Below are 13392 nucleotides of genomic sequence, written 5' to 3'. Positions count from 1 at the left end.
ACTCTTGCAGGCACTCGCTATCAAGTTTTGCCGGATGCGACCGATATTCCCGGGTATGCCTTAACGATGTATGACGCTTTGAAGTGTTGTAGAAACCAGTGGAGCCTTCCCGTGCGCCAGCATTATCTAGCCCTGCTCAGTGTGTTCGCCAGCCTGCCTGCGATGGCCCTCACGTTCCAGACGCGCCTGGAGAATATTGAGTGGAAGGTAGAGGGTGACCAGTTCGAGTGCCGCCTGACCCAGCCGATCACCGATTTCGGCTCCGGCGAATTCGTGCGCCGCGCCGGTGAGCAGGCGACGTTTCGCTTGAAAGCCTATAGCGGCTCATTCGGCGCAGGTTCGGCGACTTTGTTGGCTGCTGCTGCGCCCTGGCAGCCGGGCCGAGGGGATATCAACCTCGGCGCCGTACGGGTCGGCAGTGGTGACGTATTGTTCAACAGCTCCCAAGCCCAGGCCGGACGTCTGTTCGCCGGCTTGCTCGAGGGGCGTAGCCCGACCGTGCGGCATTATGGACGTGAGGGGAGGTATTCGGAAATTCGCCTGCTGCCGGTGAAGTTCAACAAGGCCTACAGCGACTATCAGTTGTGCACCACCAAGCTGCTGCCAATGAACTATGACCAGGTCAAACAGACTGAAGTCGGCTTCCCCGGTGGCGGCATCGAACTGGACGCGGCTGCCAAGAAGAAGCTGTCGGTGATTCTTGCATTCATGAAAGCCGACCCCACGGTTAATCACGTCGAGTTGAACGGCCATTCGGATAACAGTGGCAACCGACTGACCAATCGCGATGTCTCGCGCCGGCGCGCCCTGGCGGTGATGGACTATTTCAAGGCCAACGGCATCGCGGAATCGCAGATCACCCTGCGGTTTCATGGCGAAAGCTATCCTTTGGCGCCCAATACCAATGCGGCCAACCGCGCCCGCAACCGTCGTGTGAATATCCAGCTGGAGCGGGTAGCGGTCCCCGAGAAACCGGCACCCCAGGCTACTGCGCCGAGCAATCCTGCCGCCACATCATAAGGTGCGACCATCGGTCGCCCACTCGACATAATCTGTCGCTTTATCTTCATTTGCTGTCGCGCCCCTGTAATTTCACGGTTTTGATCGGTAGAATCGACGCCTTTCCGTACAACCCCGTGGAGTGATGGCATGGCCGACGTAAACAAGGTCGTTCTCGCGTATTCCGGCGGCCTGGACACTTCGGTGATCCTCAAGTGGCTGCAGGATACTTATAACTGTGAAGTGGTGACCTTCACCGCTGACCTGGGTCAGGGCGAAGAGGTCGAACCTGCACGTGCCAAGGCGCAAGCCATGGGCGTGAAAGAGATCTACATTGACGACCTGCGCGAAGAGTTCGTCCGCGACTTCGTCTTCCCGATGTTTCGCGCCAACACTGTCTACGAAGGCGAGTACCTGCTGGGTACCTCCATCGCACGTCCGCTGATCGCCAAGCGCCTGATCGAAATCGCCAACGAAACCGGCGCCGACGCCATTTCCCATGGCGCCACCGGCAAGGGCAACGACCAGGTACGTTTCGAACTGGGTGCCTACGCTCTCAAGCCAGGGGTAAAAGTGATTGCCCCTTGGCGTGAATGGGACTTGCTGTCCCGTGAAAAGCTGATGGACTACGCTGAAAAGCACGGCATTCCGATCGAACGCCATGGCAAGAAGAAGTCGCCGTACTCGATGGATGCCAACCTGCTGCACATCTCTTATGAAGGCGGTGTGCTGGAAGACACCTGGACCGAGCACGAAGAAGACATGTGGAAATGGACCGTCTCCCCGGAGAACGCTCCTGACAAGCCACAGTACCTGGAACTGACCTACCGTAACGGCGATATCGTTGCGCTGGACGGCGTTGAAATGACCCCGGCCACCGTACTGGCGACCTTGAACCGGATCGGCGGCCAGCACGGCATCGGGCGCCTGGACATCGTTGAGAACCGCTACGTAGGCATGAAGTCCCGTGGTTGCTACGAAACCCCTGGCGGCACCATCATGCTGCGCGCCCACCGCGCCATCGAGTCCATCACCCTGGACCGTGAAGTGGCCCACCTCAAAGACGAGCTGATGCCTAAGTACGCCAGCTTGATCTACACCGGCTACTGGTGGAGCCCTGAGCGTCTGATGCTGCAACAGATGATCGACGCTTCCCAGGCTCACGTGAATGGCGTCGTGCGCCTGAAGCTGTACAAGGGCAATGTGATTGTCACGGGCCGCAAGTCCGATGAATCGCTGTTCGATTCCAACATCGCCACCTTCGAAGAAGACGGCGGGGCCTACAACCAGGCGGATGCGGCCGGGTTTATCAAGTTGAACGCACTGCGCATGCGTATTGCTGCCAACAAGGGCCGTTCGTTGTTCTGACTGTCAGGCGCATTGTGAAAATGGCCCCTTGTTCAAGGGGCCATTTTTTTTGCCTGGGTATTGGTAGCCCAGCGTTAAGTAGGTGTTGATGTTTATTTGCGTTTAGCTTGTGTAAGTTTTTCCGCAACTTGCAAGGGTGATTTCGGTTGTTGTCTTTTGTTTTTAGGATGAATGATTTTTTACATCTGAGGAGGAACTATTTCTGACAGAAAATTCACTCATGTAAGTGATGTAGGTATGCGAGTTGTTGAATTTTCTGTAGGAATTTTGAGTGTGTGTAAATATGTTAAATGGAACTAACGTAAATGGAATGAGCTCACCACTTTGCGTGCATGATCGCGAGAAACAAGGGGCATTTCCTGAAAGTCATGTGCGGTGCGTTTACCTTTTGCGGCTTATGCCGAAGATATTTCACTCAAAATATGTACGTATCGAGAAAGGTCTGAAAGGAAGCATAAAGCCACATACCTCTAAGTTGGCGATTTTTTGTAGGTTAATTCCTATCTTCTTGTGGGGTGGGTCTCTGCTTACTGTTGCTCGGGGGTGAACGCTATGCCAACTAGCAATCGACTAGGCTATTGTGCTTGCTCTAAATAATTCGAACAGCGAAATTGGACTTTCTCATGAATAAAGTGCTGATCGTGGATGATCATCCCGTCATTCGTCTTGCTGTGCGCATGCTAATGGAGCGTCATGGTTATGAGGTCGTTGCCGAGACTGATAACGGTGTCGATGCATTGCAACTTGCACGGGAACATATGCCGGACATTGTCATACTGGATATAGGAATTCCCAAGCTCGATGGCCTGGAAGTTATTTGTCGGCTGGCTTCAACCAAGCAGGCTGTATCGTTCAAGGTGCTGGTGCTGACGTCACAGGCTCCCGGCCATTTTTCCATGCGTTGCATGCAGGCAGGGGCGGCCGGCTATGTGTGCAAGCAGCAGGATCTGACAGAACTGTTGAGTGCCATCAAGGCGGTGCTTTCCGGCTACAGCTACTTCCCGAACCAGGCGCTGAACTCGGTGCGCTCAACCATGGGCAACGCCAGTGAAGCCGATATGGTCGAACGCCTCTCAGGCCGAGAGATGATGGTGCTGCAACAATTGGCCCGTGGTAAAACCAACAAGGAGATTGCCGACGGCATGTTCCTCAGCAACAAAACGGTCAGTACCTACAAGACTCGCCTGCTACTCAAGCTCAATGCCCGCTCCCTCGTGGACCTGATCGAACTGGCCCAGCGCAACGGCCTGGTCTAGGCGGGCATTGCACCACTCGTACACCCGTGTAACCGGCAGAAAAAAGCCTCCGTCAGGGAGGCTTCCGGTCGTTGACGCATCGATCAGAAGTCGAAGTCGTAATCGGCCAGCTGTTTTTGCAAGCGTCGCTCTTCCAGAAGATTGTCGATAGTGCGGCGTTTGCTTAAATTGGTCTTGGCCACCTCTGCCACAGGTGCCTCTACCACATCGTCGTCCGACTCAACGAGGTCGTCGTCCACTTCCAGTTGTTCTTTGCCAGTGCTCATAAGGTTAACTCCAGGCTAAGACTGCCGTTGGGGCTCCTTATAGCGATAAACCGCGAGTGGGTAAAAAAGATTTTTTCAATCGACTGATCAAGAAACCTAATGATCGCTCAATCGTCGGACGTCTTGTCTTTGTATTCACACAGGTCTTCGATACGACAGCTGCCGCAGCGTGGCTTGCGCGCCTGGCAAACGTAGCGCCCGTGCAGGATCAGCCAGTGGTGGGAGTCGAGCAGATATGGCTTGGGTACGAACTTCATCAGTTGCTTTTCCACCTCGACCACATTCTTCCCGCGTGCAATACCGGTTCGATTGCTGACGCGGAAAATGTGCGTGTCCACCGCCATGGTCAGTTGCCGGAATGCCGTATTGAGCACGACGTTAGCCGTCTTACGCCCTACGCCCGGCAAGGCCTCAAGGGCTTCCCGCGTTTGCGGTACTTCGCCTGCGTGCAGTTCCATTAGCAGGCGGCATGTCTCGATCACGTTCTTGGCCTTGCTGTTGTACAAGCCAATGGTCTTGATGTATTCGGACAAGCCTTCCACGCCGAGGGCATAAATCGCTGCGGGGGTATTCGCTACCGGGTACAACTTGGCCGTCGCCTTGTTGACGCCCACGTCGGTGGATTGGGCCGACAGGATCACCGCAATCAGTAATTCGAACGGCGAGGAGTAGGCCAGCTCGGTTTTGGGTTCCGGATTGTCTTCGTGAAACCTGCGGAAAATTTCCAGGCGTTTTGCGGCGTTCATGGGCAGAGCGATTCCTTGCGGGTGGTCTACGTCATTTGAAAAAAGGGCCCAGGGCTGAACCCGGCACGTATCAATGTGGTGGCGGCCATGTCGCGTAGCAAGCCCCCCGACTCATTCCGGGCTCGGTCTATGGGCTTGCAGCTGACGCTCTGCCTCGTCCAGCCTTCGCTGTGCGGCGTTCAATTCATCTACAGATGGGGCCGGTTGGCGTTGCAATTTGCTGACATCAGCGCGAGCGTAGGCCAACGCGGTTTTCAACTGACGCAGTTGGCTGTCGATAGGGCGTTTTTCCACGCGCTGCAAAGACGGTCGCGGCTGCTCGGAGGCTGCTTCGGCTTCATGCAGGTCGTGCTCGGCGGCGGTCAGCGCGGCACTCAATGTGGCCAGTTGCTGGTTGTCAGCACGCTGCTCCTGCGCCTTTTTCAATTCCGCGCGACGCATGGCCAGTTGGATCTTGGCCCGCTTGAGTGCAGGGTCCTTGGGTATTGCTGTCGCTGGCGGGCTGTCCCCCTCAAGCATGGCCAGCACCTGCTCCGCAGCTTCGAATTGCCGTTGCAGGACGATCAATTGCGACTGCTGCTCAAAAGTCGGTGGATGGCCAAACGCTTTCAAGGACTTGTACAACTGGGCGCGGCTCATCGCGACGGCGACCTTGGCTTTCTTGATCGCCACATCCTGAACAACCTGATGGTTATCTACAGGTATTGCGTCCGTCGGCGCCGGCCGCTTGGAACGAGCCAGGCGTTCAGCGAGCTTGTGTTCTTCTTCCCGTTGCAGACGCGCATTGCGTTGTTCATAACGCCTGCGTGCCCGATCACGCTTGAGGCTACGTTCATGGCGCTCGAGATCGTTGGTCGCCAGGCCACCCACTATGGGGACCACACTGACCAGTGGGCGCAGCTCAATGCAGTCGACAGGGCAGGGGGCGACGCACAGGTCGCAACCGGTGCACTCGTCGATTATCACCGTATGCATCAATTTGGCGGCGCCAACGATGGCATCTACCGGGCAAGCCTGGATGCACTTGGTGCAACCGATGCATTCGGCTTCGCGAATATAGGCAATCTGCGCCGGGGCTTCACCGCGGCTGGTATCCAGGTCCAGCACCGGTACGCCTAGCAAGTACGCAAGTCCAGCGATGGTTTCTTGCCCACCCGGCGGGCACTTGTTGATTGCCTCGCCTTTAGCGATGCCCTCGGCGTAAGGCTTGCAGCCCGGGTGCCCGCACTTGCCGCATTGAGTCTGCGGTAGCAGCGCGTCGATACGTTGAATGAGGTTCATGCGTTGATCATAGCGTTGACGCCCGGCCCTGTGAGGTGGGCAAGCTGAAAAGCCCCGTCGTTGAAACGGGGCATTTTGCAGGACTTACTTGATACGTTGACCCGGCTTGGCGCCGCTGTCCGGGCTCAGCAGGTAGATTTCCTCGCCGCCGGGGCCAGCTGCCATCACCATGCCTTCGGAAATGCCAAACTTCATTTTCCGTGGCTTGAGGTTGGCGATCATCATGGTCAGGCGACCATCGAGCTTGGACGGGTCCGGATAAGCGCTCTTGATCCCGGAGAACACGTTGCGCTGTTCGTCACCGATGTCCAGCGTCAGGCGCAGCAGCTTGTCGGCGCCTTCCACGGCTTCGGCCTTGATAATCAGCGCCACGCGCAGGTCCACGGCGGCGAAGGCGTCGAAATCGATTTCCGGGGAAATCGGGTCCTTGGCCAGCTCGCCATTGCCCGCCGGCGCGGATTGGCCGGTATCGGTCTGGCTGGCGACCAGGTCTTCTTTCGAAGCATCGGTCATGGCCTGGACTTTCACGGGGTCAATCCGGGTCATCAAGGGCTTGAACGCGTTCAACTGATGATTACCGAGCAAAGTGGTGTGATCGTTCCAGCTCAACGGCGCCACGTTGAGGAACGCCTCGGCATCGGCGGCCAACAATGGCAGCACCGGCTTGAGGAAGATCACCAACTGGCGGAACAGGTTGACCCCGGTGGCGCAGATCGCCTGAACTTCAGCTTCCTTGCCGTCCTGCTTGTTCAGCGACCACGGCGCCTTGTCGGCGATCCAGGCGTTGGCGCGGTCGGCCAGGCCCATGATCTCGCGCATGGCGCGGGCAAAGTCGCGGGCTTCATAAGCGTCGGCGATGCTCGGCGCGGCGGCCAGGAAGGCGTCGGTCAGTTCCGGTGCGGCGTTCTCGGCTACCAATACACCGGCGTTGCCCTTGTGTATAAAACCGGCGCAACGGCTGGCGATGTTGACGACTTTACCCACCAGATCCGAGTTGACCTTCTGTACGAAGTCTTCCAGGTTCAGGTCCAAGTCGTCCACACCACGGCCCAGCTTGGACGCGTAGTAATAGCGCAGGTATTCCGGCGACAGATGGTCCAGGTAGGTGCGTGCCTTGATAAAGGTGCCACGGGACTTGGACATTTTCTGGCCGTTGACCGTCAGGTAGCCGTGCACGGCGATGCCGGTCGGCTTGCGGTAGCCCGAGCCTTCAAGCATCGCCGGCCAGAACAGCGCGTGGAAGTTGACGATGTCCTTGCCGATGAAGTGGTACAGCTCGGCAGTGGAGTCCTTGCCCCAGAACGCGTCGAAGTCCAGCTGCGGGGTGCGATCACACAGGTTCTTGAAGCTGGCCATGTAGCCGATCGGCGCATCCAGCCATACATAGAAGTACTTGCCCGGCTCGCCCGGGATCTCGAAGCCGAAGTACGGCGCGTCGCGGGAGATGTCCCACTGTTGCAGGCCACTGTCGAGCCATTCGGAGAGCTTGTTGGCCACGGCGTCTTGCAAGGTGCCGCTGCGCGTCCAGGTTTGCAGCATTTGCTGGAAATCCGGGAGCTTGAAGAAGAAGTGCTGCGAGTCCTTGAGTACCGGAGTAGCACCGGAGATCGCCGACTTGGGATCCTTCAAGTCGGTCGGTGCGTAGGTCGCGCCGCATTTTTCGCAGTTGTCGCCGTACTGGTCTTCGGTGCCGCATTTGGGGCAGGTGCCCTTGATGAAGCGGTCGGCCAGGAACATTTTCTTTTCCGGGTCGAAATACTGGGTCACCGAACGTTGGTCGATGTGCCCGGCTTCCTTCAACCGCAGGTAGATCTGGCTCGACAACTCGCGGTTTTCGTCGGAGTGGGTCGAATGGAAATTGTCGAAGTCCACCAGGAACTCGGCAAAGTCGGCGCTGTGTTCAGCCTGCACGTTGGCGATCAGTTGTTCCGGGGTGATGCCTTCCTTTTCGGCGCGCAACATGATGGCCGAACCGTGGGCGTCGTCCGCGCAGACATAAATGCATTGATTGCCGCGATGCTTCTGGAAGCGCACCCACATATCGGTCTGGATGTACTCAAGCATATGGCCAAGATGGATGGAACCATTGGCATAGGGCAGGGCGCTGGTGACGAGGATCTTGCGTGGCTCGGACATGGGGCTCGGCTACTTGATGAAACGGAGGTCGGCCACTATAAAGCGCCGGGAAATTTATTTCACCCCGTGAGGCTGTTTCAGAATTTTCGGTGCCTCAGAAAGCATGCCGTTCATCAGCTGGAACGGTTAGGATAGCCGCCTGTTTCAGTCAGTCTTTTTTCGGGAGTAGCCCATGAGCGCCGTCAATCGCGCAGCGGTGGAAGCCGTTCTTCGCCAATACACCGACCCTTATTTGAACCAGGATCCGGTCAGTGCCGGTTGCGTACGTGCCATCGAGGTCCAGGGTGACCAGGTGTCGGTGCAACTGGAGCTGGGCTATGCCGCGGGCCTGTTCAAAAGCGGTTGGGCGCAGATGTTGCAAATGGGCATCGAGGGCCTGGACGGCGTGGCTTCGGCCAAGGTCGACATCCGGTGTGTGATCGCGCCGCACAAGGCCCAGGCGCAGATCCCGGGCCTGGCCAACGTCAAGAACGTGGTGGCGGTGGCCTCCGGCAAGGGGGGCGTGGGTAAGTCCACCACCGCGGCCAACCTGGCCCTGGCCCTGGCCCGGGAAGGTGCACGGGTGGGTATTCTCGACGCCGATATCTACGGGCCGAGCCAGGGCGTGATGTTCGGTATCGCCGAAGGCACACGGCCTAAGATCAAGGACCAGAAATGGTTCGTGCCCATCGAGTCGCTGGGCGTGGAAGTGATGTCCATGGCCTTTCTCACCGATGACAACACACCGATGGTCTGGCGGGGGCCGATGGTCTCCGGTGCGTTGCTGCAACTGGTCACGCAGACGGCCTGGGGCGACCTGGACTACCTGGTGATCGATATGCCGCCAGGCACAGGCGACATCCAGCTGACCCTCGCGCAAAAAGTCCCGGTGGCGGGTGCGGTGATCGTTACCACGCCCCAGGACCTGGCACTGCTGGACGCCAGGAAAGGCGTAGAGATGTTCCGCAAGGTCAATATTCCGGTGCTGGGCGTCGTTGAGAACATGGCGGTGCACATCTGTTCCAACTGTGGTCATGCCGAGCATCTGTTTGGTGAGGGCGGGGGTGAGAAGCTCGCGACACAATACGGCGTCGAACTGCTCGCCTCGTTGCCACTGTCGATGGATATCCGCGAACAAGCCGATGGTGGCAAACCCACTGTTGCGGCCGAACCCGATGGGCAGGTTGCGATGATCTATCAGGAACTGGCCCGTCATGTGGGGGCGCGCATCGTGTTGCAGGAAGCGGCTGCCCCAGCGATGCCGACGATTACTGTCAGTGACGACTGATCCAGTCGAAGGACAAGAAGCCTCGACGTGGTCGGGGCTTTTTTTGGCTCGCTTACAGGTCAAGCACGCGACTTCGCGCATTACCCAATTGGGCGTGTAAGCATTCGCTTACTTTCTCGTAAGCGTTTGGTTTTTTTGCTGGGTGTGTACGTCTCAAATGCGTGCGGGTTTTTTCTATCTATTTGAAATATAACAATTATTTATCTTAATCTTGGTGAGGGCGCGTGTCAGTTCGCACGTTGGATCCCGTTGAACTTCTCATTGAACCCTCTAAGATCAGTCCTGTGTCCACGGATTGACACAGCCATCAAGGAACGATGGTTTGAAGGAACGTCGCAGGATGCGATTCATCAGGACGATGAAAAGGAATAAAGGGACTAGGGAAAAAATGTGGGCGGGTCATACCGCCCCTTTTTTCGCCTGCAGAAAAGTAAAAGCGTCCTTCAGAAACGCAAAAAGGCCCGCAAGGGGCCTTTTAGGGGGCGACGATGCTATCAGCGCTCGAGGTCTGCAATCTTGCCTTTCTTGCCATCCCACTCCGCGGCATCGGGCAGCGGATCTTTCTTCTCAGTGATATTCGGCCAGATTTCCGCCAGCTCGACGTTCAACTGAATAAACTCCTGCATCTCTGCCGGGACTTCGTCCTCGGAGAAAATTGCGACGGCCGGGCATTCCGGCTCACACAGGGCGCAGTCAATGCACTCATCCGGGTGGATAACCAGGAAGTTCGGGCCTTCGTAGAAGCAGTCCACCGGACACACTTCTACGCAGTCGGTGTACTTGCACTTGATGCAGTTGTCGGTGACGACGAAGGTCATTTCTAATTTTCTCCTCAGGCGGCGGCAGCGAAACCCCTTCCGGCGGGGCTCGCGAGGTTTGGGAGCGATAGTCTGCAGGCCAGGCTAAAAGCCCACAGCATCCCAAACCGCGCGAGAGTCTACCAGCTTGCAAGCGTCTGCGTTATATCCGAGTCTTCAGTGCATATAACATTTCGAGCGCTTTACGTGGTGTCAAGTCATCCAGGTCAAGCTTGGACAACTCATCCAGTACCGGATGGGGCAGGCTGGCGAACAGATCGCTCTGGTACGGCGCCGCGGGTTTCTTGCTGGCCTTGGTGGGGCTGGCAACCACCGTTTCATGGGGCAGGGCCGTGGTTTCCAGGCGGCTGAGGTGCTCGCGGGCGCGGGTGATCACGTCATTCGGCACACCGGCCAACTGCGCCACGGCCAGGCCGTAACTCTGGCTGGCCGGCCCCGGCAGCACATGGTGCAGGAACACGATGCGCTCATTGTGCTCAGTGGCATTGAGGTGCACGTTGGCCACCAGCGGTTCGCTTTCCGGCAACACCGTCAGTTCGAAGTAGTGGGTGGCAAACAGCGTATAGGCGCGCAAATGCGCCAGGCGCTCGGCCGCCGCCCAGGCCAGGGACAGGCCGTCGAAGGTGCTGGTGCCGCGACCCACTTCATCCATCAGCACCAGGCTACGCTCGGTGGCGTTGTGCAGGATGTTGGCGGTCTCGCTCATTTCCACCATGAAGGTCGAACGGCCACCAGCCAGGTCATCACTGGAGCCGATCCGTGTGAAAATACGGTCCACCAGGGACAGCTCGCAGCTGGCCGCCGGCACAAAGCTGCCAATATGGGCCAGCAGCACAATCAAGGCGGTCTGGCGCATGTAGGTGGATTTACCGCCCATGTTCGGACCGGTGATCACCAACATGCGGGTATCGTCGTCCAGCGACAGGTCGTTGGCGACGAATGGCGTGGTCAACACCTGCTCTACCACTGGGTGGCGGCCTTGAACAATGCGCATGCACGGCTCGCTGACAAACCGTGGGCAGTTCAGGTCAAGGTTCAGCGCTCGTTCGGCGAGGTTGCTCAGTACATCCAGCTCCGCCAGGGCGGCGGCGGTATCCTGCAATGGCGCCAAACGGCTGATCAAATCCTCGAGCAAGGCTTCGTAAAGCATCTTTTCCCGGGCCAGGGCGCGGCTTTTGGCCGACAGCGCCTTGTCTTCGAACTCCTTGAGCTCCGGGGTGATAAAACGCTCGGCGCCCTTGAGGGTCTGACGGCGTTGATAGTCGATAGGCGCCGACTCGGCTTGCTTGCTTGGCAGCTCAATGAAGTAACCGTGGACACGGTTGTAACCGACCTTAAGGTTCGCCAAGCCGGTGCGGGCTTTTTCGCGGGCTTCCAGGTCAATCAGGAACTGCCCGGCGTTTTCGCTCAGGGACTGCAGCTCATCCAGCTCGCTGTCATAGCCGGTTTTCAACACGCCGCCATCACGGATGATCGCGGGCGGGTTGTCGATGATGGCTTTTTCCAGCAGTGCCGCGAGGTCCGGGTAAGTGCCAGCGGTGACGGCAAGCTGTTGCAGGTGCGGCGTGTCCAGTTCGGTCATCGCCACTTGCAACTGCGGCAGGGCGCTCAAGGCATCACGCAGGCGCGCCAAGTCACGGGGCCGCGCGTTACGCAGGCCGATTCGCGCCAGGATACGTTCGATATCGCCGATTTCTTTCAGTTGCGGCTGCAGCTTTTCAAAGCGATAGCCGTCCAGCAGGCAGGTAATAGACGTCTGACGCGCTTGCAGCACGGTCAAGTCCCGTAGCGGACGGTTCAGCCAACGGGTCAGCAAGCGGCTGCCCATGGCGGTCTGGCAACGGTCGACCACCGATTGCAGGGTGTTATCACGCCCACCGGCCAGGTTAGTGTCCAGCTCCAAGTTGCGACGGCTGGCGCCATCGAGCACCACGGTATCGTCCAGACGCTCATGACGCAGGCTGCGCAAATGCGGCAGGGCGGTGCGCTGGGTTTCCTTGGCATAGCTGAGCAAGCAACCCGCGGCGCCGATGGCCAATGTAAGGGTTTCACAGCCAAAACCTTTAAGGTCTTGCACCGAGAACTGCTGGCACAGACTTTTCAGTGCCGAATCGCGCTCGAAATCCCACGGCGCACGACGCTTGGTCCCACGACGCTTCTCTGCGGGCAAGTCCTTGGGCCAATCATCCGGAATCAACAACTCCACCGGATTGATACGCTCCAGCTCCGCCAGCAGGTTCTCCCAGCCCTTGATCTCCAGCACACTGAAATTGCCGCTGGTGATATCCAGCACCGAAAGGCCGAACAGCCGCTCATCGCCCAATACCGCAGCGATCAGGTTGTCGCGACGCTCATCCAGCAACGCCTCATCACTCACCGTGCCCGGGGTAATAATGCGCACCACCTGGCGTTCCACCGGCCCTTTGCTGGTGGCCGGGTCACCGATTTGCTCACAGATCACCACCGACTCGCCCAGCTTGACCAGCTTGACCAAGTAGCCTTCCAACGAGTGATAAGGAATCCCACACATCGGAATCGACTGCCCCGCCGACTGCCCGCGCGCGGTCAGGGTAATGTCCAACAGCTTGGCGGCCTTCTTCGCGTCTTCATAGAAGATCTCGTAGAAGTCGCCCATGCGATAGAACATCAACTGATCAGGGTGCTGGTTTTTCAGGCGCCAGTACTGCTGCATCATTGGGGTGTGGGAGGACAGGTCTGAAGTGTTTTTACTCATTGGGTAGTAGGCAAATTCGTTGAAAGTGATGGGGCAAAGGGGGCGCTTGGCCCAGCATTTTGTGCGATGGCGGCAAGGTTAACACGCGAGGTCGGGGGGGCGCAGGTCGCAAACGGATAGGTAAAAAGCAAAAGCGGTGCCGCCCCGATATCCATCACTAAAGAAGCGGCGCCGACACAGGTTAGCGGTTACCCGCCTTTTCTATTTTCGCGGCTTACTGAGCATTAACCGGCGAGTCCAACACCTTCACCACATCATCAACCACTGCCTTGACCATTTCCTGCAAGTAATGCGACGTCCAGGCATAACGGCCCGTCTCCTTAGTCATCGCCGCGTCTTCTGCGAGCAGCTTGGCGACATGGAGAAGATTGGAGGCGTGATGCAAGGCTTCTTGCAGGGAAACACCGCTGTTGACGCGGAATAGAGGCTGGTCGGAGTGAAAGGAGAAGGGGGTGACGCCGAGGGTGGTCAGGTCTTGCACAGAATTCATACAGCACCTCCGAGCACGGAGGAAATGAATC

11 protein-coding genes are annotated in these 13392 nt (G+C 57.9%); 4 read left to right on the top strand and 7 right to left on the bottom strand.

The features are described 5' to 3' along the window. Positions 1–111 precede the first annotated feature (111 nt). The 3 genes from TU73_RS10720 to TU73_RS10710 all read left to right on the top strand — a co-directional run bounded on the left by TU73_RS10720 (position 112) and on the right by TU73_RS10710 (position 3623). Positions 112–1020 carry a flagellar protein MotY gene (locus TU73_RS10720; protein WP_057012150.1) on the top strand — a complete coding sequence of 303 codons (909 nt, stop codon included), beginning with the start codon at positions 112–114 and terminating at the stop codon, positions 1018–1020. A gap of 129 nt (positions 1021–1149) precedes the next feature. Beyond that, positions 1150–2367: an argininosuccinate synthase gene (locus TU73_RS10715; RefSeq protein WP_034118348.1), complete on the top strand. Its 1218-nt coding sequence runs from the start codon at positions 1150–1152 to the stop codon at positions 2365–2367. A gap of 623 nt (positions 2368–2990) precedes the next feature. Next, positions 2991–3623 (top strand): response regulator transcription factor, encoded by a 633-nt coding sequence (locus TU73_RS10710; protein WP_003188986.1) that lies wholly within the window; start codon positions 2991–2993, stop codon positions 3621–3623. 83 nt (positions 3624–3706) lie between these two features. Here the strand turns inward: TU73_RS10710 and TU73_RS10705 are convergent, their stop codons facing one another. The 4 genes from TU73_RS10705 to metG all read right to left on the bottom strand — a co-directional run bounded on the left by TU73_RS10705 (position 3707) and on the right by metG (position 8052). Further along, positions 3707–3889, bottom strand: a complete 183-nt coding sequence (locus TU73_RS10705) for a PA3496 family putative envelope integrity protein (protein ID WP_057012149.1) — start codon at positions 3887–3889, stop codon at positions 3707–3709. 107 nt (positions 3890–3996) lie between these two features. Then, entirely contained in the window at positions 3997–4635 is a 639-nt protein-coding gene (gene nth / locus TU73_RS10700) for an endonuclease III (RefSeq protein WP_046071159.1), read from the bottom strand. A gap of 111 nt (positions 4636–4746) precedes the next feature. Continuing rightward, a complete protein-coding gene (rsxB, locus tag TU73_RS10695; protein ID WP_057012148.1) occupies positions 4747–5916 on the bottom strand; it encodes an electron transport complex subunit RsxB in 1170 nt (389 codons plus the stop codon). Between the two features lie 84 nt (positions 5917–6000). Beyond that, positions 6001–8052 carry a methionine--tRNA ligase gene (metG, locus tag TU73_RS10690; RefSeq protein WP_057012147.1) on the bottom strand — a complete coding sequence of 684 codons (2052 nt, stop codon included), beginning with the start codon at positions 8050–8052 and terminating at the stop codon, positions 6001–6003. Between the two features lie 172 nt (positions 8053–8224). On the opposite strand from metG, the gene apbC reads away from it, so the two are divergent. Then, a complete protein-coding gene (gene apbC, locus TU73_RS10685; RefSeq protein ID WP_057012146.1) occupies positions 8225–9319 on the top strand; it encodes an iron-sulfur cluster carrier protein ApbC in 1095 nt (364 codons plus the stop codon). A gap of 494 nt (positions 9320–9813) precedes the next feature. Here apbC and fdxA read toward each other — a convergent pair whose 3' ends face one another. The 3 genes from fdxA to TU73_RS10670 all read right to left on the bottom strand — a co-directional run bounded on the left by fdxA (position 9814) and on the right by TU73_RS10670 (position 13361). Further along, a complete protein-coding gene (gene fdxA / locus TU73_RS10680) occupies positions 9814–10137 on the bottom strand; it encodes a ferredoxin FdxA (RefSeq protein WP_046071163.1) in 324 nt (107 codons plus the stop codon). A gap of 142 nt (positions 10138–10279) precedes the next feature. Next, positions 10280–12871 (bottom strand): DNA mismatch repair protein MutS, encoded by a 2592-nt coding sequence (gene mutS / locus TU73_RS10675; RefSeq protein WP_057012145.1) that lies wholly within the window; start codon positions 12869–12871, stop codon positions 10280–10282. A 214-nt stretch (positions 12872–13085) separates the two neighbouring features. After that, entirely contained in the window at positions 13086–13361 is a 276-nt protein-coding gene (locus tag TU73_RS10670; protein ID WP_057012144.1) for a DUF3077 domain-containing protein, read from the bottom strand. Positions 13362–13392: the final 31 nt, after the last annotated feature.

It is taken from the genome of Pseudomonas libanensis, assembly GCF_001439685.1.
Lineage (GTDB): Bacteria > Pseudomonadota > Gammaproteobacteria > Pseudomonadales > Pseudomonadaceae > Aquipseudomonas > Aquipseudomonas libanensis.
This window is presented reverse-complemented; position numbering and strand designations above follow the sequence as displayed.